Origin of the sequence: Faecalibacillus sp. H12 (assembly GCF_013361255.1) — a bacterium.
In the GTDB taxonomy this organism is placed as follows: domain Bacteria; phylum Bacillota_I; class Bacilli_A; order Erysipelotrichales; family Coprobacillaceae; genus Faecalibacillus; species Faecalibacillus intestinalis.
This window is the reverse complement of sequence record NZ_JABWDK010000001.1, coordinates 295,074-319,702: the sequence shown is the minus strand read 5'-3', so window position 1 is coordinate 319,702 and position 24,629 is coordinate 295,074. Positions and strand designations below refer to the sequence as shown.

Sequence of the window (24,629 nt, the reverse complement as noted above, 5' to 3'; positions counted from 1 at the left end):
TTAGCTCCTTTATTTTAATAATGTATAAGCGATAGACGCCATGATTCGTGGTCCTTTATTAAGTACTTCTTCATTGAAATTAAATGATGTGTTATGAGGTGAAGCTGTAATATCTGTCAATAATTTCATATAAGTAGCTTTACCCCCATGAACTTGGACATATTCCATCATATAAGAAAAATCATCACTACCTCCTAATGGATTTAAATTTTCTGGAGGTAATTTTAAATCGGGCATTTCTTTAACACAAATATTTCGTATTTGATTCATAAAATCTTCATCACAATTTAAAGCAAATGCTTTCCCCATTTGTTTAATTTCAACAACAGTATCATGCATCAAAGCACAGGCGTTAATAATATCTCTTGCGTAAATTTCCATATAACGATTTAATTCTGTCGTTACACCACGTACTTCTATTTCAAGTTTTGCTGTATCAGGAACAACATTTCTACCTGTTCCTGCATGAACCGTTCCTACATTGACACGTGTTTGTCCATCACTGTTTCGAGGAATCGAATGCAAATTAATAATACAGTTAGCTGCTGAAAGCAATGCATTCTTACCGAATTGTGGAGATTCTGCCGCATGTGTTGAAACTCCATGATAAATGACATCTAATTTCGTTGTTGCAAATGATTCATTCATTCCAAAATAAAGATCGTAATCTTTAACACGAGGCATAATATGCGCTGCAAAAATATAATCGACATCATCCAAAAAACCACTTTCACAAATGGATTTTGCTCCTCTTACACCTTCTTCAGCCGGTTGAAAAATAATTTTCAAAGTCCCGTGTAAGTGTTCTTTAAGCTCCATCAATATTTTAGCAGTTGTTAAACCAATAGATGCATGACCATCATGGCCACAAGCATGCATCGCTCCTAAATGACAAGAAGAAAAACCTTCTTGTTTTGGATAATGCCCATCTGTTGAATCTTCAACAAGCCCTAAAGCATCAATATCAAAACGAATAGCTACAACAGGCCCTACACCGTTTTTTAAGATACCTGCAACAGCTGTCATTCCATTTTTAACTTGTTCTAAATATTTAGGATTTGCCCCTTCTTTTTTAGCACGTAAATAATTAATATTAAAAATCGCTTCTGGCGGTAATCCCATACGCGCATCTTTATCCATAATTTCTTTTCCTACTAAAACCTCATAACCTAAGTTTTCTAAAGTAGTTGCAATTTGACATGCTGTACGTATTTCTAACCAACCTCTTTCAGCAAAGTGGTGAAAATCTCGGCGCTGATTGATTGTTTCTTGATGGTATTTTTGTGCAAGTTGTTTGATTGCCTCATACATTTTTATCACTTCCTTGTTGATTTTATTATATCTCAAAATAAAAAATGATGATAGCTTTTTACACTATCATCAATAAGTAATACGATGTTTTCCATCTCTTTTTGAAATATACATTCTTTGATCACATTTATTTAATAAATCTTGTATTGTTTCTTCATCACGAATACCAGCAACACCAATACTTAATCTTACGATATCATGATAAGCACCAGCATGTAAAATAACATGATCAAAGGCATCTTTAATATCTCTGGCAATTGAAACTGCCCCATCTTTTTGATAAGCTGGTAGAATAACTAAAAATTCGTCTCCGCCATAACGACATGGCTCTATAGTTGGATATTTTTGATGTTTGATATTATTTAAAACAGTTCCAACATGTTTAATAACTTCATCTCCAATATGATGTCCATAATTATCATTAACACTTTTAAAGTTATCTAAATCTAATAACAAAATAGAAAATGGTGTATTATTTTCTAAATATTCTTTATGCAATGTATCTAATTCTGCATGAATAAAACGTCGATTATAAAGTTGTGTTAAAGCATCTGTAGCGTTTTCTTGTGAAAGTTCAACATTAAGCTTTGTTAAAATTTTGGCTTTTTCTTGATTTTCTCTAAGTGCCTTTACATCACTTGTCATATCTTCTGTAATAACAAAAACACCGATTGTTTCTCCTTGACTATCATATAACGGATATTTTCTTGTATGTGCAATAAGCGTATAGCCATCATGATTTTTTCCTTCAGTTTCTACAACATTAATTGCTTGTCCTGTTTCCATGACACGTTGTTCATCTTCAAAAGCTTGTTTAGCGTGTTCTTGTGAGTCCGGAAACAAATCAAAATCAGTTTTACCAATAACTGCTTCCTTATTATTTTTAAACTGTGGATGTTTTTGATAAAACTGATCATTAACATATAAGATTTCACTTTTTCTATTTTTAAACAAAATAACTGATGATCCATCAGCATGAACAATTGACTCAATGAGTTTTAATGGATTCACCTTTAATTTTGTAAATAATTCATCAAATTCCATTTTCCATCACCATTACTATTCTATCTTTGAAATAGCAAAATGTAAAGCCTTTCATCATGTAATGTTTGTTAAAAATTTTTGATTTGGGCAGTATATATAGATTTATTTCCATTAACTAAATAAGCAAAAATACATATAATAAGAAATGCTATCATTTGATGCCCACCAAAGACTTCTAAACCTATCATCATTGGTGCTAAAAGTGTATTTGTTGCTGAAGCAAAAACTCCCGTATATCCTAAAGCTACACATAATTCAATAGGCAAATGAAAAATTGGGGCAAGTATAAATCCTAGAGTTGCTCCTATTGAAAATAAGGGTGTTACTTCTCCACCTTGAAATCCAATTGCAAGAGTTACAACAGTAAAAATAAGTTTTAAAAACCAATCATAATAAGTCACATTTCCATAAAATGATAAATCAATTAAATTTGTGCCTAAGCCACTGTATCTTCCTTTAAAAATCATTAGCCCTATCACTAATAAAATAGAAATATAACCTATTCTTTTATAGGGATTTTCTATTTTATTTTTAAAAAATGTTTTTAAAGCAATCAACGACGTTGAAAATATTCTTCCAACAATTCCCAAAATAATTCCTACTAGAATCATTAACATCATATTTTTTAAATCATTCATATTAATACTTTGTTGAATATTTACACTAAACTTTTCCAATCCTAAAAAATGCGACGTATAAGAAGCAGTAAAAGATGCTATAACCCCTGGAAGTAAAGCTTCATACTCTATTTTACCTATAACCATAACTTCCATAGCAAAAAACAAAGCAGTAAGTGGTGTTTGAAATAATCCAGCAAATCCAGCTGCCATTCCGGTAATCAACAAAACTTTTCCATTCTTAGGAAAATGAAAATATTTTGTAAAATAATGAGAGAGCGTCGCTCCAATTTGTACAGCCACCCCTTCTCTACCTGCACTTCCTCCAAATAAATGAGTTAACCATGTTCCAATCATAACTAAAGGAATAAGTGCTAAAGGAATCTCTTTTCTTTTTTGTTGACCTGTTTCAAAGACAAGTGTCATTCCTTTTAAACTCAGTTCATTAAAGTGATAGTAAAGCCAAGTAATCACTATTCCTGCAATTGGTAAAAAAGGAATTAAATACCAAAAATATTTGTTTCTTATCTCCCCTATTAAAATAAGTCCTTTACCAAAAACAGTATCAATACCTCCTACAACGATTCCCATAACACCTGCAAATATCATATACTTTAATAATTCTTTTTTATTTTCCATGTTTCCTCCTACAAAAAAAGCTAATCACCCTGTGTATTACACAGAAGTCATTAGCCAAATAGCGGTTTCGATATAAATCGAGGGAGAACTTCATTCCCATGGATTAAACTTATCATATTTTTTAAGATAAAACAATAATTATAATAAATTTTTATCTCTTAAAATATGTCCATTTGTATAATCAATATCATCAACATGATTGATCATTCCTTGATGATATCTCTTTTGATTAATATTATGATAACTTACAATATTAAAATGAACTTCTTGATCTACTGCAACAACGATTAAGTTTTGTCTTTTTTGATGCTCATTCTTTTCTTGTGCTTTAAAGACATAAATATATTTAAAACATTGTTTGAGTGTTTTTACAACATTTTTTATATTTTGACTATATTTACCACTTAATGAACCAATGATATTTGTTATATAAATTCCTTGTGGGTTTAAAGATTCTTTTATTCTTTTGATTGCTTCCAATGAATGAAGTTCTAATACTAAATTTTCACCAATAAAGACATCACTTAAAATAGCATCATATTTCTTTTTGTTTCTATTTATATAATCTCTTCCATTTTCAAAATAACAATGAAATCTATTTTTATTCTTATCAAATTTATTAATAGTTTCTTCTAAATAGAAGTATTTATTAGAAATATCATAAAGAACTTTGTTAATTTCAACAACATCAATATTTCCTTGATGATGTGCTAAAAAATATTTAGGATAATGAAAAGCACCACCACCAATTAATAAAACATCATTAATTTGTCTATCTTCTAAATAATTTTCATCAAACATTAAATCAAATAAATACATATATTCAAAAAGTAATTCATTTTGTAATTCTTCTTCTATATAAGTTGCTGATTCCATACCACCATCTATATCAAGAACTCTTACTCGATGCTTATTATGTCGACCATAGCTAATGGTAATATGTCCATAAGGGCTTTCTATTTCAATCTTATCATTATACAATTCTTATTACCCTACCTTTAAAATTTAAACGGATCCCAATTTGGTTTTCCACTATCATAGTAATCACATGATTCTTGCCAAGATTTCATTTCATCTTTAATGGTATCGCATAAACATTTATAGTCATCTTTTTTAAATTTATCATGATTCATCATTGATTTATAAAACTTTTTAAAACGAGCTGCTGTTTCTTTTATAGAATTTGGTGAAGACCACATACATTTTCTAATAAAGAAATCTCTAAAGAACAAATCAACTTCATTATTAACTTCTTCATAATTTGCATTATTACGATTTAATAAATATTCATTGATAAAGAAATCAACATTTTGTATATGTTTCTTAATTGTTTTATCAGATAGATTTGAAAGATCTTCTTTAAAAATATTTAATAATTCTTCATGTTGTTTTTCAATTTTTTCTTTGTCAAACGGTTCTTTAAAATACATAGACAGATCTCCTTTGGTTTTAAACTATTATAATCAATTTTCTTTTATCTAATTTTATCATATTTAATAATTGTTCTATACTAATTCTAAAAATAATTTAAAAACAGGAATATTACAACACAATTATTGTTCATCCTGTTTTATTATTATTTATTAATATCTAATACTGCATAACATGCATCTCTAAACGCATCAAAGCAACATTTGCTTTTTTACAATCACCAATAATATGAGTTGATATGTCAAGTTTTTCATAATCACTTATGTCATTTGATTTAAAACAACTGCTATAATAACACCATCTTATAAATATTCTTTTCCACTTGCAATAACAACTTTTTTAGGATGTGAAGTCATAGAGAGACTATCTGTTGCTTCTTCTAATAATCCTGGATTTCTTATTCACGTAATATGTTTGATACTTGGATCATACAAAGAATTACTACAATAACGAATTTGATTCACTTGACCATTTTTAGCTTTATTACAAAAATTTGCATCGGCAAGTTGCGCACGCGCCATTACAATTAAATCTGCTTTATCATCTTCTAATATCTTTTCAGCAAATTCAGGAGTATTGATACGTCCACAAGGCATTGTAAACATTCCTATTTCTTTACGAATACGTTCACCATCTTCTACATTGAATCCATTTTTAATATCTACAGGAGCTACTTCATAAAGAGTTACAGCTGTTATAATATTTCCACGTGATATATTTAAAACATTGACACCATATTCTTTAGCATCTTTACAAAAGTCAATCACTTCTTTAAGAATTAATCCACTTTCAAGCATATCATCATGACAATCTATTTTCAAAAATAGAGGCATGTCTTCTGATATATTTTGACGAATAGCTTTAATACATTAAAGTGGAAATTTCTATTAATTTTCAAAACTCCCACCCCATTCATTACTTCGATGATTGATTCCACTAGAAAACATTGAGTGTGGTAAATAATTATGAGCGCAATGAAATTCTAATATGAGCGCAATGAAATTCTAAAAAATCAAATCCAGCTTCAACTGAACATTTAGCTACCTCACCAAACTTATTAATGACATCTAATAATCTTTCAAAAGTAATTTCTTGCACAGTATATTCTGCATTTAATGGTATATCATTTGGAACTAGAATTTTTGATTTTTAATCTAAAGCAACAGCTAAACCTCCTTGCCAAAGTTGAATACATGTTTTATCACCAGCATCATGTACTACATCATTTAATTTTTTTAAGCCATTAGTATACTTATCTCCAGCTATAAATAAAAATCCAAAATGTGCACTTGCTTTGTCAACAGCAGTAACCTCAACCGTATTTAAACCATTGCCACCCTTAGCACGTGCTACATGATAAGCAATCAACTTATCTATAACACTTTTTCTGCCTTCACTTTCCACACTTTCATGCGTACCTATCGCAGACATCATAACACGATTTTTTAATTCCATGCCACGAATCTGTATCGGTTCAAATAATTTATCAAATATTTCTTTTTCCTCCTAAGCGTTTGCTTTTTTTCTCTTAATCATAGCATTATGCAAAAGTGCTATCAAACAAAATATAGAGAAATTAATTTTTAAATTCATTTTCTTTATGTTAAAATTTATAAAGAAATAATATTAAATATTTGGAGAAATAAAATGAACAGCTATATCAAACAATGGTTAGAAATTATAGAAAATATGAATAATGATAATACATATAAACTTGCATGGGGAAGAGCTATTATTGAACTATGTTTTGAAACAAATCAATTAGATAAACAAGTAACTTTTACATTTCAACATATTGCAAAAAAGATGATTAAATATTATTGGAATCAAACCTATTTCTTTCATCTTGATCAAAGTCCAAACAAAAAGAAAATTCCCATTTTAGTTCAAAATGTCAATCTTCTAATTAATCTATATGAATCTATTCAACGTACTCATGTTCCTGTTTGGTTTGATAAAGCTGAGACTATTTTAAAACATGAAAAACAATATCGTAAAATTATCAACGACAGTGCTAAAACATTAAAAAATGATGTTTCTTGGAGATTTAAATTAGCAAATAAAAAAGAATATGATCTTTATTATTTAGATAAAAATTGCATGTTTATTTCTTTTACTAAACAACAAGTACTATCGCTTAAAGAATATAGTTTTGTTTTATCTCAACTTATTAATTTTAAATGGGCTCAACTTCTTGAAAAATTTAATCATTCTCCAAGAATTGCTTCTAAAGTAAAAGGCATTTCTGATAATACTATTAAAAGAAGCAGTTTAACAAAATATAAAAATATTCTTTTAAAAAGCAATAACTATCAAGCAATTGATTTTTATACTGGAAAAGTATTACAAGAAAATGATATTTCTGTTGATCATGTCATTCCGTGGTCTTTCATGTACAGTGATGATATTTGGAACTTAGTTTTAACAAGCAAATCAAATAATTCATCAAAATCAAATATCATTCCTTCTCAAGGTGTAATAGAGAGTTTAAAAGAAAGGAATGTTCGACTAGTTAAATTAATTAATGATAGCAAGTATAAAGATGAATTACTTTTAGCTATAGAAAATGATTATGTTGATAAGTTTTATTTAGCTATGAAAATTTAACAAAGATAAAATAATTTTAAAATTTGTTATAAAAAAAGAAACCGTTAGAAATATAATTATATATTTTAACGATTTTTTATATGTTATGTATTTTATATTTTTTATCATTTAATTATTGTTTCAAGAATACCATTTCCTAAATCCTTAATGCAATATAGATGTTTTAAAACATCAAATATTTCTTTTAAATTATGTTTTGCAGTATTCCATCCTTGACCATCTGTTACCCAAATAAAAGTAATTCCATTAATATTTTTTATTTCTTCTGTGATGGTCTTGTAACTAGCGTTACTTCAGAACCTCTTTCTAAAAAATCTTTAATCATCCGTGTTTTATCTACAAAGTAATAATTTTCATCTCTAAGCTTTCTAAAACTTTTAATTCCTGTTGGTATCTTTTTCACGGTAATCACCCTTTCGGTATTATTATACGATCGCTATGTACTATTTAAATATTCAAATCAAATTTTATCATTCCATTAAAAAAGAAGTGTTTTTCACACTTCCTAAGCATTTTCTTTTTTCATTTTTTTACTTAAATAAATATAGAAACATACATTTAGTATAATACCAACAATTGTCGCAATTGGTGCAGCTAAACCAATATTTGTTAAATTTGCATGTGGTTGAATTGACATATAGTAAGAAAGCGGTAAACGTACAAGAAGTGTTTGAATAAGTCCTTGTACCATGACCCATACCGTTTGATAATGACCGTTAAAATAACCAACCATACTAAATAATATTGCTGTTACAATTGTTTCTATAGCAAATCCTTTTAAATAAGCATAACCTTGTAAAATAACGGCTTTTTCTGTTGTAAAAATGCTTGTAAGTAAATCTCCTTTAAATAAAACTAAGATAAAGACAACAACACCAATTATTAAGCCAATACCCATTCCTGTAAACATTGCATGTTTTGCTCTTTTTTCATCACCAGCACCCACATTTTGAGCAACAAAAGAAGCCATTGATTGCATTAATGAACTTGGTACTAACATGGCAAAGTTAACGATTTTACAAGCAACACCATAACCGGATGATGCTTCTAATCCTAAACGGTTAATAAAAGCACATAAAGCTAAAAATGAAATTTGTGTTAAACATTCTTGAAGCGCTAATGGTAACCCAATTTTTAAAGCTCGAACACAATGTGAATTGATTTTAAAATCATGCTTTGTAATTTTAAATGGTAATTTTCTTTTAAATAATAACATTAAAGCAAAAACAACACTGATTGCTTGTGCAAAAACAGTGGCCATTGCGGCTCCTGCTGCATCTAAGTGTAATCCTGCAACAAGAACTAAATCACCAATAATATTAATAACACAGGCAACTGTCACAAATAAAAGAGGTGATTTACTATCGCCTAAACCTCTAAAGATCGCTGATAATAGATTATAAGCAACAATAAAGAAAATACCTGCCCCACAAATTATTACATAAGTAGCAGTTAAACCAAGTGCTTCTTTAGGTGCTTGCATCAAAGTTGAAATTGGTGATGCTAACGTAATCATAACTACAAATATAATTGCAGAAATAATTGCAAAAACTACCGTTGCTCCTCCTATTAAAGCACCAATCGAATTCATTTTCTTTTCACCAATATATCTTGCAATTAAAACTGTAATTCCCATCGCAAATTGTGTTACCACAAATGTTATCAAGTTTAAAACTTGACTTCCTGTAGAAACTGCTGAAAGTCCTGCTGTTGTTCCAAATCTTCCAACAACAAGTAAATCAACCGCTCCATAGGCCGCTTGTAAAATAAGCGCACCTAAAACGGGAATCATAAATAATGATAATTTTTTTAAAATACTTCCCTGCGTAAAATCTGATTTAGAGTGATCCATTATCTTTCTCTCCCTTCACACATAACTTCATAAAACTTTTCAATAGTTTGAATCATACAATCTGCTTCATCATTAGAAACATGATTCAAACACAAGGCTAATTTTTGAAAATAATCTTTATTGTATTTTTCAAAAATCATTTTTCCTGCTTTTGTAACGGTCACATAAGTGACACGTCCATCATGTTTAGCTGTTTCTTTTTTTAAATATCCTTTTTCTTCCATTGCATGAATTGTACGTGTAACTCCCGGACGAGGAAGATTTAAAACTTCACTCACATCTGAAACCTTCACTTTTTGATTTTTTTCTTCAAGTTCGATAATCGTTTCTAAATAACGTACATAGGATGGTAAAACTCCTTCAGGAAGTTTAGGCAACATATCTAAAATCCTTTTAGCCATGTAACAGCTATCTAACATTTCTTTTACTTTTTCGCTTTTCATTAATTTCTCCCATTAATTACCAATGATAATTATCATTGGTAATTATATAATTATAAAAAAGATTGTCAAGAAAAAAGATACTAACAAATTGTCAATATCTTTTAATCGTTATGCTCTATAGCAAACCCAAATAACATCACTTTTTAATCTTCATCTAAAATAGAAGTATTAGTAGCTGGAACATCAATAAAATCCATGTGTTCTGCACGAAATTCTTCATATAAAATTTCACAAATTGCTTTTAACTTACCTTCCTTATAAACATCTTCTAAAACTTTACAAGCAATTTTATTTCCTTCTAGATAACGATCATCGCTTTGATTGACTTTCTCCTAAGGTTAAGCTCTATGAATAATCATCCTATCTAAATAACCTAGTCCCGTTGTTTCAATGGTTTGAACAATACTTTCTTTGGTTACTTGACATGTTTACGGATATCTTTGCCTATACCTTTTTCATTACCATATGATTGTCCTATATCAAAATGATGATAACCTAACTTTATATTATAATTTCAATGTGAATAAAATGCGCATAATGTGCACAACTTGTGAAAATCTATTTTATTATATGTGCCGTAATAATGGTATAGCTTCTTGCATTAATTGTTATTTTTATAGCACCATTTTCAATATACCAGTTTTTCCCTTTACGATATATCAAACTCTTTTTATCTAAAACTTTATTCTTACAAAATTCTACAACATCTTCTTCAATTCCTAAATTTCTTTTAATTCTTGATATACCTAAATGTGTTGTGTGAATTTTATAAATATTCATTAATAATTCATTCTTATCCATCTTGATGACTTGTCCTTTTTAAAATAGTATCCTATTGCATCCCATTAAAATTCCTAAACTTAAATAATGATCTTTTGATATTTGTTTCTTTGTATTCATTAAAATAACAATGGCAACAATTAATAGAAATTCTTTCATACACTCACCCAATCTTTTGTTTTCTTTTACTAATCATTAAGGTAATCAAAACAAAGCTTAAGGTAAATCCTAAAACAATAATACCATTAATAATTATTGGTTGTAATGTTTCTAATTTAAAATATTCTAATGTTTTAATAAGTTCATTGTTTTGTACAAAATAATACGTTGGTAAAATATGAGCAATCTTTAAAACATAACTTGGCATAAATGACATTGGTACAAAGCATCCACAAAGAAACGATGTTCCTAAAGCAACAACATTGACAATACCTCCAATAGCTTGCTTATTATGGGTAATAGTTCCAATTAAGAATCCTACGGCCAAACTACATATTGAAAAAACAAATGAATTTAAAATATAAGCAATCCCATTCCCACTTAACATAATTTCTTTAAATAAGATAAAACTAATAATCATATAGGCTAACCATACAATAAAAGAAGCAAGACCTAAAGAAGCAAAAACAATCCAATTATATTTACGATATGAAAAACTGCTCATAATTGTTCTTTTACGTACACCCTCTTGATTTAAACTTGCAAGAATCATTGTCATACAATAAACTCCCCCAGCAAGTAAGGCATAGTTTAAGAAATTAAAATAAACATTCACTTGATTCAATTTAGAACTATCTAAAGATGTGTGGAGGTTTACTTTTGTTTTTTGGTTAATCACTTGTTTGACTTTTTGATTTAAAGCTTTACCTTGATAATGTTCTTTATAAAGATTTACTGTCTTTATATATTTTTCAATTAACATTTGGGTAAAAGATGCATTTTCATTACCATTTGATTTATATTCAATCGTTGGATTTTTATCATTTACAAGATCATCACCAAAGTTTTCAGGAATATACACAACATAACTTATATCACGATAAAACAATGCATCGTCTACTTTTTCTTGATCATTGATGTCGATATCTTTTAATGTCGCTTGTTCTTTTAAATACGAAACAAATCCTTTGGTTATTTCATTGTTTTGATCCTTATTTACAATCAAAATATCTGGTTTGGTTGCCTCATAATGATTCATATTACCAGAAGTTGTATTAAATAATGTAATTGCAAGTAAGATCACTGTATAAAGAATTAAGTTTCCTTTTAATTTATTTAAGATTTTAAAAACGGTACTAAATATAATCATATTGTTCCCTCCTTAAAGCCCTAAAAGAAATAAATAAACATACAATAATAAATACTCCTAAACAACAAATATCTCTGATATATCGATTAAATGTATTGTAATAATATAAAGCATAAAAACCATCGGTAATCAAATTATTAGGATTGATAAGATTAACAATAGGTATATTTTTATCAATAACATATTTTAAAGTAACACCCATCATCCCAGATAGAACCGAGAAAAACATAGAAATCGCAATATTAATTCCTGTTTTTGCTTGTTCAGAAACTCTAAAAACAGAAGCAATAAATATTCCCATCGAAATACCTGCTAAATCACCAACTAAAGAAAGAATGATTATATAAAACCATTGACTACCAAATTCAACATTTAAACCAAATTTTAAAAAGATTAAAAGAATTGCTAAACCAACAAGGCTTACTAAATAAGAACCTAGTGCTGAAGATAAGACAAGTATTCCTTTTTTATTTGGTGAAACAGAAACTCTTTTCCCTTTAGCGGACATATTCGCCAATTGATTATTAATAGCTGTTAAGCCCAACATCCCACCATACATACAAGCCATGGCAATTAAGGTATAATATTCAATTTGCATATAACTTAAATGACTACTTGATGTGTCTTTTAAAGATACTTCTTGGTTATTGAGCTTTTGAAGAATATCATGTACAATTTGTTGAACATTAAAATTATAGTTTCCTTGCTGTATTTCATCTTCAATTTGTTTCTTTGTTAGATCTTCTATCATCCTCTTATTTTGTTTAATTTCATCCATAACAAATTGCAAGATTGTTTGTTCCATACCATTTTCTTTAATCACAATTTGTGGTTCTTGTTTATTAAAGAGAACATATCCTTCTATTTCATTATCTTCTAAAAGCTGTTCCGCCTCTTTTTTATTTACAAAATGAATATGAAATAACTGATCCTTATTTTTTTTATCAGAAAGCTCTTTAAAGGTTTCTTGATAAATTGTTTGGTTTTGATATTCCTTATTGTCAATAACTGCAATATCAAAAACTTGTAAAGCTTCGTCTTTTTCAATATTTTCAAAAGCCATGTGAAAGAAAATACCTAAAATAATAGGAAAAGCAAACATCCAAAAAATAAGAACTTTATTTTTAAAAAGTATTTTAACTGTATACTTTAGATTATGAATAAACATCAATCCCTCAATTCCTTTCCTGTTAACTTTAAGAAAACGTCATTAAGAGTTGGACCTACACGTTCAATCTTTTCCTCAATATTTGCTTCTTTCTTTAATTCATCACTTGTTCCTTGAGCAATGATCTTTCCTTTATCTAAAATAATAATACGATCGCAAAGTATTTCTACTTCTTCCATATAATGTGTTGTATAAACAATTGTAGCCCCTTGATCTCTTAATTTTTTTATACCATCTAAAATATGATTACGACTTTGTGGATCAACTGCAACAGTTGGTTCATCTAAAAAGATAAGTTTAGGTTTATGAGCAATCCCACAGGCAATGTTTAATCTTCGAAGTAAACCTCCGGAAAGTTGTTTAGGTAAGAACTTTTTAAAATCATTTAATCCTACTAAGTTAATTGCATCATCAACATATTGTTTTCTTTGTTTTTTATCTCGAATATATAAACCACAAAAATAATTGATATTATCATAAACATTTAATTCATCAAAAACAGCTACTTCTTGAAAAATAACTCCTATCTTTGCTTTTAAATCATAAGAATCAGGTTTCATTTCTTTACCAAAAACCTTAATAAATCCTTCTTGATATTTAAGTAATGATAAAATAGAGTTAATAGTTGTACTTTTTCCACAACCATTAGGTCCTAATAATCCTAAAATTTCTCCTTGATAAACATTAAAGGATAAATCATCAATTGCTTTTAAATTTTTATACTCTTTTGTAAGATGTGAAACCTCTATTACTTTTTCCATCATTCTTTTCCTTCCCTATTCTTTTTAATAAGTTGTGCCAAAATTTCTTCTTTTACATTTCCCTTTTTTACTTCATAAAGAAGCATTGAAACATATTGATCCTTTAACAATTCTGCAATTTCTTCATCATTAAATTCAACGGTCTGATTGGCTGCTAAACTAGCAATCCCATTGACATATAACCACATTCTTAAATGGAATTGTTTGGCATCTTCATTTGACATACCCGTTTGTTTAGAGATTGTTTCAAGGATTGTCTTTGCTGATCCTGTTAAATCAATAAAATCAAATGCTCCTTCATTTATTTTTCGGTTAAACATAATTTTAAATAATTCATGCTCTTCCTTAGCAAAACGAATATAATTGATTCCAATATCCTTGTATTCTAATTGACCTGTTTCACTTTTTAAAACTTCTCGATCAAAAATCTTTACAATTTCATCTATCACATCTTTTTTTAAAACATCCATATTCTCATAAATATAAAAAAGTGGTTGTGTTGAACAGCCTAGCTTTTTAGCAATCTTTCTAGCATTTAAAGCATTTATTCCCTCTTTAGCAACAATTGAAACACTTTCTTGTATAATATCTTCTTTTTGAATTTTTCTTCTAGCTGACATAAATTTCTCCTTTATATAACATATGTTATATATAACTCTTGTTATAAGTATAAAATAATTCATTATTAAAGTAAAGAAAAAGGATACTCTGTATCCCAATGTCATTAAGTTAAGACTTTTTTAAGAGAATTCTTATATTTAATAAAATATAGGGGTGCTTTTTTTATTATCTATTGACATGATTTTGATTTTGTGCGAAGAAGTAACAATAAAAACAGTATATTTTAAGAACAATAATCCAATATAGGCTACAAGCAACTTAAAATACGAAGATAAATACTTTAATAAGGAAGAGATTAAAAAACAAAATATACAGTGGTAGATATAATGTGGGTATTTAAAATCAAAATCAACATTGATGATATTTAATAGACATGCAAATTTAAAATATAAATACGGGAGTAGGCATTTTGGGGCGAAAGCGTATTTTTGTGATACAGTAAGAAAGTGTATAAATAAAATCAACATTTTTACGAAAAAAAAGATGACTTAAAAACAAGTTGAAAACATTTAAGAAAATTCGAAATTAGGTGAGTTATTGTTTAGCATTTTCCGAAGCACTTAAAGTTACTTCATAAACAAGATTTTTAAGAAATTCTATGGTTTTTAATATTAGAAGTGGCATTGACTGTCAACTAGCGAAAACAGACGAATTGTTTATTATACAATCATAAGTGTCCGGGCTTAAAATCCCACTTGTTTGTGCTTAAAAAGTTGACGGCGACTTATAAAAATTCAGGATATTCTATATATAGGTAGAATTACCTACTCACCCCACCGTGCTCTGTAGTAAAAAAGAACAAAAACAAAAGCCCTTTGAGGGCTAGCCAGTAAAGGCGTTGCAACTGTCAGGCTTCAGAAAGTGAAGCCTTTAGCAACATCGTGCCCTTCCAGGGCGAGTACATACCACGTCTTTTAGGCGTGGTTATGATTATTTGTTATCATTAACATTCTTTCAATACATTTTTGTAGGCATACAGAATAATATAATCTACATTTTATACATTCTTTTCCTACAAAAATATTCTATTTATACAATATCTACTTTACCTTTCGTTAATTTGATTTACCTTTGCTAGTAATTTTTTAAAAATTCACTAGCAAAACTAACTGTTCATAAAAACACACTTAAAATATTTAGTACTTAATCATCATTTTATAACAACTTCCATGTCAATTCATCATCAATATCAACCATAAAAGAAACACTATTATTATTTAATGAAAAATCATGTTCTATACCATTGACAAATAACTTAGTAAATTTATTCTTAACATACATTAAATTTATTTCAACTCGGCATTTTCCACCTTTTAGTGGCTTATAATAACCGCTAATTTCTTTTTTGGTTTGTTGATAGCCAATTAATTTGGTTGACACTTTATATTCATCTTTAGGAATAGATGGCGTCATTTTGAAACCATTTACATGGAATTCTAATTGTAAAAATTTTACAATATCATAAAGTGGCCAAGCATGTGGATGAACACATGCAACTGGAAAGTTGATAGCATCTGGTAAATCATAATCATCAGGAGTTCCATTCATATAATTCATTTTATTTTCTATTACACCAGCTCTAAAACGAGTATAACCAGGATATTCATTTAAAAACGATGTATAATTATCATCCGCTGACCAAATTCCAAACCAAATATCAGGATATTGAGTTGCATGATTTGCAAGACTATTCTTTAAATATTCTTTAAAAGCCAAGCTAGGATCATATTGAACCAACCCCCAAATCAATGGTCCATTTAAAGACCACCAGACCCATCCATCATTACTTTTTTCAGGAAATTCTGGAGACACTCGTTGTTTTATAGCACCGATAGGTGATGGATCCATTATTAACTCTTTCATGTTACGAATTAATGTTTTTACTTTATCTTTTGATAATGTATTTGAAATAAGCGCCCAAGGTTGTCCTTCTAAAAAAAATTCATCTTTATCTCCTACAAACCCATATCTATCATTTACCCAAATTCTTTGGATCCACTTTCCATTCCATATTTCATTAATAGCTTCTTTCATTTCATCACAATACTGTTGAACTTCTTCTGCTTTAGGATCATTTATTTCACGTAACAATTGTGCAAAAATTTGTGTACAATAAGTTGCTAACCCAGATGTAAATAAACTTTCTCCAATTTTAGATGCAGTTTTAGCATCTTCTGGAGGAACTGGCCTTCTTTTTTTATGATAAAGCGCCCTAGACCAATCATTCCATAACAATCGAACCAATCCATGCTTCCCTGTACCTACAACATTTTTTGTATAATCAAATAGTTGTTTACATATTTCTAATACCGTTCTAGGATTTTTATTTAATGAAAAAAAGCCTACTTTTGTTTCATTTAAATAATCAAAGTCTCTCGTAGCCAAAACATACTCACTTACAACCCATAGTGGCCATAACTCTTGATCATCATATCGTTGTTCTAAAGGTGGTCTTCCGTCTTCTCGAGGCTTACCAATATCAGATCCTCCAGCATTATTTTTCACAAAAAATACTGGCAAATCACTTTTTACACGTGGATCTTGTACTAAAACACCATTACCTGTTAATCCACCAAAGATCATCCCATCATTATCTACCATTTTTAATTCATAATCTATTAATTCCTTAGCCATTTTAGGATCAGAATAAATATAAGGCATTAAATGCTGAGCAATATCTCTAACAAATACATTATTCCCAATAATATATTGGTAATTACATCCTTGATTTAATATATGTTGATGCAATGAAGTATCATATGTGATACAAGAGCGTAAAAAATAATTGTGCCATACCAACTCTCTTTTAATCCATTCTTCTTTTGAATTAAATACTTCCATTGTCATTAAATCTTTCGACCATTCCTTCATGGTATCACTTAATATATGATCTTTAAGAAATTTATATTTGATTACTAAATTTTCATAACTAATATTTTCTGGTAAATATCCTATCAAGTAATAAAGATCAATCGTTTCGTCTTTTCCTAATTCAAATTCACTATTAACAATTAATGCATCTTTTTCTAACAAATCTTCATTAGAATATATTCCTGAAGGATTTAATAAGTCTTTGTTTTTAAAAAAAGATTTACCAGAAAAACGTATTTTATTGATAACATTATCATTTAAACAAGATACAAACATAGACGGTATATTTAAATCCTCATATGTAGCATGATCGCTTACAAAGGGATGTATTAGTTCATTGACCTCATCTATTGATGCAATCTTGTTTTTTGTATCTTTTTTTGGATAATGAAATCCTGTAAACTGAAAATCAACTTTGGCCCCGTTTTCAATTTTTGTATAAGTTCTTTTAAAGTTTTTTGAAAATTCTTTTCTAAAATAATAAGGATAATCATTTCTTACTTCTCTATAAGTTGCATATTGTTGAGCACGATATGTCATTTGATAAACATCATGTCCCCAATACTCGAACCATTTTCCTTGAATATTTTTACCTGAATTATTAGTAATGCTTATTTTTGATATAAGTACAGGATCATCACCATAAGGTGCAAAAACAGTTTGATTTATAGAATAATTTTTATTTTTTATAGTTTTCTTAAAATACCCACATCCAAAATAACGTTCAAAATCTTGTTGTTCTTGATAAAATGTAGATAAACAATCCTTACCATCTGTGAAATATCCAAAACCACCAGCATATTGCCCATTTTTAGGATCATAATCATTTAAAATTTTTGGACCTCCTTCGTCTTGTCTAATTTTTATATATCCAAAATTTGAAGTAAGTCCTATAATACGATCATTCCCTATTTGACTAAAATGATTACGATAATCTCCCCATATCGAATCTTTATTTACTAATGGCATCTTTTCTGGTATTTGATATTGATTGCATGTATATTTATAAGCTGGTAACTGAAATTCATCATAAATCCAAGTTCCAAAGTTACCTGAACCGAAACTTTTTTCCATTTTTTTTACCTCCCCGTATTTTAAATTATTATCTAATGTTTTGCCTTTTCAGCATCACGCCAATTATCTTGATAACCACTTAATAAATCAACAAAACGTTTAGCTGTTAAATGAGGTCTAGTAATTGCACTTCCAACAACTACACTATGCGCTCCTAAGAAAATACATTTCATAGCATCTTCTGGTGTATATAAATGACCTTCCATCATGACATAAGCTTCATCTTTTAATTCTCTACACATTTGAGCAAACATACGATAGTCAGCCCCTTCAATATGTGAAGTTTCTTTTGTGTATCCATAAAGTGTTGGAGCAACAATATCTGCACCATTTTCTACTGCTCTTCTCGCTTCTTCTAAGTTTGAAACATCAGCAAAGATAATTGCTTCTGGAATTTCTTTTTTCACTTCTTTAATTAAATTCCAAGCTTGTGTTCCTTCATGTGTTACTTGTGCTGTACAATCTAAAGCAATAATTTCTGCGCCAGCTTCCCAAATAGCTTTTACTTCTTTCATTGTTGGCGTAATAAAAACGTCTGTATCATCATGCCAGACTTTCCATAAACCAATCATTGGAAGTTCAGGAACCGCTTCTTTGATTGCTTTGATTTGTTCTGGTGAGTTTGCGCGAATACCAACAGCTCCTGCCCATCTAGCAGCTTCTGCCATTTTTACAACCATGTTATCTGTATAAATTGGATCATCATGTTGTACTTGGCATGAAACAATTAAACCTCCTTTTAAGCTTTCTAAAATTTGTTTTTTTCTTGGATCATCTGTTTTCATTTTTCTTCTCCTTTTTTATTTGATTTATTCTTATTTGTTCATTACATATTCATTTTAGTTCATATAATGTTTATATTATTGTATAAAACTCTTATTTTTTGTACAAAATACATAAAAGGTGTAGATTTTTTGAAATCACCATATGTTATCCAATTAAGATAAATTTCAGTTTATGTGGAAAGTTTTTTTATTTTACTTTTTGATAATATTGTTTCGGGGTCATTCCCTCTATATCTTTAAATACTTTTGAAAAATGACTTTGATCATAAAATGATAAAATAGAAGCAATCTCTATTAAAGACATGGTACTTGATTGCATAATGCGTTTTGCTTCTTCTATTTTTTTACGTTGAATATATTTTTTCATCGTTTCTTTTGTTTCTTCTTTAAAACGCGTTGCTAAATATTTCTTTTCCAGATGAAATTTATCTGCAATCTCTTGAACTTTTAAATCAAGAGCGATATTTTCCTTGATATAGTCTTTAACATTTCTAATCAATTTTGTATAACCTTGATCTTTGATTTTTCTAACTGCTTTTGCTAGGTCATAGAGAATATCTATCTCCAATTGTTCTAATTCTCTAGAAGTTTGTTTACGTTCAATTAAACGAATATATTTTAAATTTAAAGAACTTACATAATCATAATCCATTCCACCTTCAATTGCCCCATAACAAAGCATTGAAATATAAGAAATAGAAAAATCTCGACGATCTCGAATCGTTCCTTTTAAAAGTTCTCTTTTTCCACTATATTGATAATAATCATTTAAAAATCTTTTAATTTCATGAGGATAACCATTTTTAACACATTCAATCAAAATTTTATCTGTATTATAACCTAAATGTGCATATTCCTTTTGTTTTTCAATATCCTCATTTCTTAATAATTGTAATTCTTGTTGATAGTCTTCTTTAAAATATTCTTGAATAATATTTTTATAAAGAGGAATAAAAGTTTTTAAATTTTTTAATGTTTGTTTAGGAATACTTTTATAATAGTTCTTTAATAAAAGATAATCGTAGTCTTTACCTTCATACATTTTTTTGATTTCATTTGCACTATATTCTTTAAGTAAAACAGGCCCTATGATAAATCTACCTGCTTCTAAAACAATATGAAGATAAGAAAGTCCTTCAGATGATTGAATGATTTCTTCATAGGAGTCTTTATATAAATCATTAAAATAATCAACAAGATTACTATAATAAGGTGGTATCATATTTAAACTATAATCATCATTTAAACAATGATTATCATGATCTATAAAAATAATTTGATAGTGATACAATTCATATAATTGTTTACAACATTGTTGAAGCAGTTCACTACTTATCTTCATAACATAAATAATAATTATCAGGTAATTCTAGATCATGTTTAAAATCATTGACATAGACAGTATTAAATTCATCCGTATTGGCCCATGTACAAAGCGCTTTAACGACAAATTTTGAATCATCAATGAGTAAATGATTATTCAAAGAACGTTTCATGATTTCACGTTTTACAGCCCCTATTGAAAACTCAAAGATATTGACTTCCCCTGTTTTTAAAGAAACTCCATTCGTACTAAAGAAAGCATGATCAAAATTGAATTGTTTAATCATTTGTAAAGTTAAAGGACCATAAGACATATCATAGTCTTTATTAAATTCTCCACCCAATAAATAAATATCTCCTTTAAAACTTTCTGGTATTTTTCTAATAAGATACGTACTTGCTGTCGCAATCTTAATATGTTTATTGACAATATAAGGAAGTAAATAAACAGGTGTCGTGCCTGAATCAATATAGATACAATCCCCATCATGAATCTTTTTCGCTGCTTCTTTACAAATTAATTTTTTTTGTTCAACATTCAATGTTTCTTTATGACTCACAGGAATTTCATTTAAACTTGAAAGAGTTGGAGTTTCTATATTTTTTAAACTCGCACCTCCATGTTCCCTTTGAATAAGTCCTTGATTTTCAAGTTCAATTAAATCTCGCATAATAGAAGAACGTGAAACTTGTAATTTTTCCATTAGTTCTTTAACAGAAACAAAACCTTGTTCATTTAATAAAGTCATAATTTTATACATGCGCTCTTTATTTAACATATTTTATAAAGGATATCGCTAAGCAATATCCTATCCTCCTATCTTTAATTTTATTGGTTTATTTTCAACATAATGTTGATATTTTTCTAATTCATCTTTATTCATCATTTTTAAATCATTATTAAAGTATTCTTTTTGAAGCTGTTCCCATTTATTTTTACCTAAAGAATGATAAGGCAATAAATTAATTTCTTTAACATTTAAAAAACATGCTAGATCAATTATATCATAGATCACATCATCATTAAATCCAGGAATCACCGGTACACGCATCACAACTTTTTCTGGTACTTTCTTTAAAAGATATTTGAAATTATCCATGATGATTTTCAAGTTTCCACCTGTAACTTCTTTTAACTTTTTTTCATTGATATGTTTAATATCAAAAAGAAATAAATCAATATAAGGTAATGCTTTTTCTAAATAGTCTTGTGAATAGTTCCCTGTTGTTTCTATTGCAACATGCAAACCTTCTTGTTTTAATTGTTTAATTAATTTTAAAAAGTTTTCAAATTGAAGGAAAGGCTCTCCACCAGAAATAGTCACACCACCTTGACTATTTTCAAAATAATCTTTATCTTTTAATACTTCTTTTACAATATCTTCTATTTCCATTTCTTTTCCAGCAAAAGAAATAGCCTCACTTAAACATATTTGTTCACATTGATGACAATGAATACACTTATCCTTTTGATAAGAAAAACCATTTTCTAAAGATAAAGCATGTTGTTGACAATTGTTGACACATCTTAAACAATGTTGGCATTTACGTACGTCATACATTAAAACGGGTTGAATCGACCATGATTCAGGATTAGCACACCACGGACAATGAAGCGGACAACCTTTTAAAAAAATCGTTGTACGAATACCTGGTCCATCATGTGTTGCGAATTTTTCAATATTAAAAACATTAATCATAAAGTGTACGTGAAAGCAATTCTTGTTGAATATCTGGTGTTAAATTCACAAAAACCGCACTATAACCCGCAACACGAACAATAAGATCTGGATATTTTTCAGGATGTTTTTGAGCATCTTCAAGCACCCCATGATCAACCACTGTGACCATTAATTGACAACCACCTTTTTTGAAATACGTATCAAATAAAAGTTGTACTTTTTCTTTATCTTCTTTCATCATACGAGGTGTAAATTTCATATTTTGAACACTACCACCATGGTATTTAGCATCAAATTTTGCAAGTGAATTAAGAACTGCTGTTGGTCCACTTTTTGCACATCCACCTTGAGGATTGTTGGCTGGATTCATATAAACGCCTCTATTTCTACCATCTAAAGAAGCATCTGTTTGATGTCCCCAATCAGTATTTGTTTGGTTATTACTAATAACAATGAGATAATAACCCATATGATGATCTATTCCTCTTTGACGAATACCTTTAGCAACATATTCATAAAGATCATTAGCCATTTCATCACATTCCTTGTCATCATTTCCATATTTAGGAATATTTAAAATATCTTTTTGAATCATTTCATAACCTTTAAAATCATGTAATGCTGCTTCATTAAGTTCACTTAACGTATATTTCTTTTGTTCATAAACAAGTTTTTTAATAGCAAATAAAGCATCTGAAGAATTAATATTTCCATATGTTTCATTAGTACCACCAAGAATTTCAACACCACCATCTAACAATGCTTTTCTACGATTAATACAATCATCCATTAAAATAGAGGTAAATAAGAATGAAACTTCTTCATTCATCACTTGATAACTATGAAGTTGTGCTTCAACACTTAAATCAAAATAGTAATCAAGAACCTTTTTATATTGATTATAGAAATCATCAAATGTTTTTAAATCATCAATTGGTTTTAATTTTAAATATCCTGCTTTATAAATATGATCAAAAGGATCATATCCTTCATTTAATGCAATTTGCATAATCTTCACTAAATTCAATAAAGTATTTGGTGTTCCTACACTTTTACCTTGAATCACAAATTCTCCACACCCAAATGGAATATATTGCATAGCTGTTTCGTGATCAACTCTCATAGCATATTCTACCGCTGGGACATTGACATCATCATTATAAAGAGTTGGATAAGTTGCCCCACTCGCAATACAATCATAAGCCATTTCCATAATATCTTTTGGTGTTTCTTTATTAAAACGTAAAGTAAATTGAGGTTCTACATAACGGGTATCTTTACACACTTTTAAACAAAGACGGGCAAATAAATCACAGGCTTCTTCATTTTCTCTACCATAACCACCAACAATAATACGACCATTGACTGTTGTTCTTCTATTTTCAATCATAAGCCATAATGATTTTAAATAACGATATGCTTCATCTTCAGTTAAACGACCTTCATCAATATCTCTTTTTAAATAAGGACCTAAGACAATATCCATACGTCCATAATTTATAACACCTGCACATAAAGCATAAATCCAAAAAAGTTGTAAAGCTTGATGGAAAGTTTTTGGTTTATTTTCTAAAATATAATCTAAACTTTCATACATCAAATCTAAATCTTTACTTCTTGAACTAGATGCTGTTTCTTTAGCTTTTAAAACAAATTCTTTTTGTTTTCGAATGACATCTTTTAAAAGTTCCATTGCTTCAATAGAAGCTTCAATAAAATCATTTGATTCTTTTGATTTTAATAAATCAATTAATCCATTAATACCATACTTCATAAGTTTTTGATAATCCAACATCATTCCACTTAATCTCGCCGTTGCCATAAAAGGATACTTACAATCAATAAAACGCCCTGTCGTTGTTTCATTTAAAATATCTTGACAATAAAGTGCTTTAACATCATGATCTTGCCAAAAACCATAAAGAACATCAACACGTTTTTTTTCTTCATCAGTTGAAAGTGTTTCTTTAAAGGCTCTTAACTTATGAAAAACACAATAATGTCCAACTCCACCCACACTTGTTACACAACCAAAACCGATTGGTAAAAAATCTAATCTTCCAGCAATTAAATCTGTTTCTTCAATAGATCTAAAAAGTGTTGGATAAATCACTTTTAAACAATTAATTTCTCTTTTTGCCTTATCTAAAGATAAACTTTCTTGATAAACTCTTGTATATTCCTCCATGATTTCTAATTGTTCTTGAGGTCTTTTTTCACAAGGAATCTTAATGCTGACTTCGGCATTTTGTACCCCATCAATATTAATTTTTGCCATTTTCTTATTCTCCTTAATTGTATTTGTAATGAA

The 24,629-nt window shown here is 28.7% G+C and carries 23 protein-coding genes, 1 pseudogene and 1 riboswitch; of the genes and pseudogenes, 2 read left to right on the top strand and 22 right to left on the bottom strand.

All coding sequences use genetic code 11. The features are described 5' to 3' along the window. Positions 1–9 precede the first annotated feature (9 nt). From HUU89_RS01900 to HUU89_RS15255, 7 genes are all read right to left on the bottom strand, one after another. A complete protein-coding gene (locus tag HUU89_RS01900; RefSeq protein ID WP_022002535.1) occupies positions 10–1,311 on the bottom strand; it encodes an amidohydrolase in 1,302 nt (433 codons plus the stop codon). 69 nt (positions 1,312–1,380) lie between these two features. After that, on the bottom strand, positions 1,381–2,355 hold the full coding sequence (locus HUU89_RS01895; RefSeq protein WP_175300861.1) for a GGDEF domain-containing protein: 975 nt from the start codon (positions 2,353–2,355) through the stop codon (positions 1,381–1,383). Positions 2,356–2,423: 68 nt separating this feature from the next. Continuing rightward, positions 2,424–3,611: a chloride channel protein gene (locus HUU89_RS01890; protein WP_175300860.1), complete on the bottom strand. Its 1,188-nt coding sequence runs from the start codon at positions 3,609–3,611 to the stop codon at positions 2,424–2,426. A 34-nt stretch (positions 3,612–3,645) separates the two neighbouring features. Continuing rightward, a riboswitch (Fluoride riboswitch) is annotated at positions 3,646–3,718 on the bottom strand. 31 nt (positions 3,719–3,749) lie between these two features. Next, a complete protein-coding gene (locus HUU89_RS01885) occupies positions 3,750–4,592 on the bottom strand; it encodes a spermidine synthase (RefSeq protein WP_117782209.1) in 843 nt (280 codons plus the stop codon). 17 nt (positions 4,593–4,609) lie between these two features. Continuing rightward, positions 4,610–5,041, bottom strand: coding sequence for a recombinase (locus tag HUU89_RS01880; RefSeq protein WP_175300859.1), 432 nt, complete (start codon positions 5,039–5,041; stop codon positions 4,610–4,612). A 402-nt stretch (positions 5,042–5,443) separates the two neighbouring features. Next, positions 5,444–5,863 carry a hypothetical protein gene (locus HUU89_RS14635; RefSeq protein ID WP_264472090.1) on the bottom strand — a complete coding sequence of 140 codons (420 nt, stop codon included), beginning with the start codon at positions 5,861–5,863 and terminating at the stop codon, positions 5,444–5,446. A 328-nt stretch (positions 5,864–6,191) separates the two neighbouring features. Beyond that, the gene (locus HUU89_RS15255) at positions 6,192–6,497 is read right to left on the bottom strand and encodes a hypothetical protein (protein WP_217498392.1); all 306 of its coding nucleotides are present in this window, start codon (positions 6,495–6,497) and stop codon (positions 6,192–6,194) included. A gap of 192 nt (positions 6,498–6,689) precedes the next feature. Here HUU89_RS15255 and HUU89_RS01870 point away from each other — a divergent pair, with 192 nt between their 5' ends. Beyond that, positions 6,690–7,649 carry an HNH endonuclease domain-containing protein gene (locus tag HUU89_RS01870; RefSeq protein WP_175300858.1) on the top strand — a complete coding sequence of 320 codons (960 nt, stop codon included), beginning with the start codon at positions 6,690–6,692 and terminating at the stop codon, positions 7,647–7,649. A gap of 104 nt (positions 7,650–7,753) precedes the next feature. Here the strand turns inward: HUU89_RS01870 and HUU89_RS15395 are convergent, their stop codons facing one another. From HUU89_RS15395 to HUU89_RS01825, 9 genes are all read right to left on the bottom strand, one after another. Continuing rightward, positions 7,754–7,882, bottom strand: coding sequence for a DpnII family type II restriction endonuclease (locus tag HUU89_RS15395; protein WP_411897123.1), 129 nt, complete (start codon positions 7,880–7,882; stop codon positions 7,754–7,756). A gap of 23 nt (positions 7,883–7,905) precedes the next feature. Further along, positions 7,906–8,052 (bottom strand): AAA family ATPase, encoded by a 147-nt coding sequence (locus HUU89_RS15250; RefSeq protein WP_175300857.1) that lies wholly within the window; start codon positions 8,050–8,052, stop codon positions 7,906–7,908. Between the two features lie 102 nt (positions 8,053–8,154). Then, positions 8,155–9,501, bottom strand: a complete 1,347-nt coding sequence (locus tag HUU89_RS01855) for an MATE family efflux transporter (protein ID WP_175300856.1) — start codon at positions 9,499–9,501, stop codon at positions 8,155–8,157. Next, on the bottom strand, positions 9,501–9,944 hold the full coding sequence (locus tag HUU89_RS01850; protein WP_175300855.1) for a MarR family winged helix-turn-helix transcriptional regulator: 444 nt from the start codon (positions 9,942–9,944) through the stop codon (positions 9,501–9,503). Before HUU89_RS01850 ends, HUU89_RS01855 begins: the two co-directional genes overlap by 1 nt. Positions 9,945–10,502: 558 nt before the next feature. Continuing rightward, positions 10,503–10,745, bottom strand: a complete 243-nt coding sequence (locus tag HUU89_RS01845; protein WP_175300854.1) for a DUF3781 domain-containing protein — start codon at positions 10,743–10,745, stop codon at positions 10,503–10,505. A 142-nt stretch (positions 10,746–10,887) separates the two neighbouring features. Beyond that, positions 10,888–12,033: an ABC transporter permease gene (locus HUU89_RS01840; protein WP_175300853.1), complete on the bottom strand. Its 1,146-nt coding sequence runs from the start codon at positions 12,031–12,033 to the stop codon at positions 10,888–10,890. Continuing rightward, positions 12,020–13,201, bottom strand: a complete 1,182-nt coding sequence (locus tag HUU89_RS01835; protein ID WP_317992315.1) for an ABC transporter permease — start codon at positions 13,199–13,201, stop codon at positions 12,020–12,022. Before HUU89_RS01835 ends, HUU89_RS01840 begins: the two co-directional genes overlap by 14 nt. Beyond that, entirely contained in the window at positions 13,201–13,962 is a 762-nt protein-coding gene (locus HUU89_RS01830) for an ABC transporter ATP-binding protein (protein WP_081918938.1), read from the bottom strand. Before HUU89_RS01830 ends, HUU89_RS01835 begins: the two co-directional genes overlap by 1 nt. Then, complete coding sequence (locus HUU89_RS01825; protein WP_175300851.1) at positions 13,962–14,582, bottom strand: TetR/AcrR family transcriptional regulator; 621 nt, start codon at positions 14,580–14,582, stop codon at positions 13,962–13,964. Before HUU89_RS01825 ends, HUU89_RS01830 begins: the two co-directional genes overlap by 1 nt. Positions 14,583–14,913: 331 nt before the next feature. Here HUU89_RS01825 and HUU89_RS01820 point away from each other — a divergent pair. After that, positions 14,914–15,024: pseudogene (locus HUU89_RS01820) on the top strand (IS200/IS605 family transposase); the annotation flags it as partial. 714 nt (positions 15,025–15,738) lie between these two features. Here the strand turns inward: HUU89_RS01820 and HUU89_RS01815 are convergent. From HUU89_RS01815 to HUU89_RS01790, 6 genes are all read right to left on the bottom strand, one after another. Further along, positions 15,739–18,528: a GH36-type glycosyl hydrolase domain-containing protein gene (locus HUU89_RS01815; RefSeq protein WP_175300850.1), complete on the bottom strand. Its 2,790-nt coding sequence runs from the start codon at positions 18,526–18,528 to the stop codon at positions 15,739–15,741. A gap of 32 nt (positions 18,529–18,560) precedes the next feature. Next, on the bottom strand, positions 18,561–19,313 hold the full coding sequence (locus tag HUU89_RS01810) for an N-acetylmannosamine-6-phosphate 2-epimerase (protein WP_175300849.1): 753 nt from the start codon (positions 19,311–19,313) through the stop codon (positions 18,561–18,563). A 187-nt stretch (positions 19,314–19,500) separates the two neighbouring features. Beyond that, positions 19,501–20,655 carry a helix-turn-helix domain-containing protein gene (locus HUU89_RS01805; protein WP_175300848.1) on the bottom strand — a complete coding sequence of 385 codons (1,155 nt, stop codon included), beginning with the start codon at positions 20,653–20,655 and terminating at the stop codon, positions 19,501–19,503. Beyond that, positions 20,642–21,397, bottom strand: a complete 756-nt coding sequence (locus HUU89_RS01800) for a DeoR/GlpR family DNA-binding transcription regulator (RefSeq protein ID WP_254697677.1) — start codon at positions 21,395–21,397, stop codon at positions 20,642–20,644. Before HUU89_RS01800 ends, HUU89_RS01805 begins: the two co-directional genes overlap by 14 nt. 48 nt (positions 21,398–21,445) lie before the next feature. Continuing rightward, positions 21,446–22,336, bottom strand: coding sequence for a glycyl-radical enzyme activating protein (locus tag HUU89_RS01795; RefSeq protein ID WP_175300846.1), 891 nt, complete (start codon positions 22,334–22,336; stop codon positions 21,446–21,448). Continuing rightward, complete coding sequence (locus HUU89_RS01790) at positions 22,329–24,596, bottom strand: pyruvate formate lyase family protein (protein ID WP_175300845.1); 2,268 nt, start codon at positions 24,594–24,596, stop codon at positions 22,329–22,331. The genes HUU89_RS01795 and HUU89_RS01790 overlap by 8 nt, the downstream gene beginning before the upstream one ends. Between the last annotated feature and the right edge of the window lie 33 nt (positions 24,597–24,629).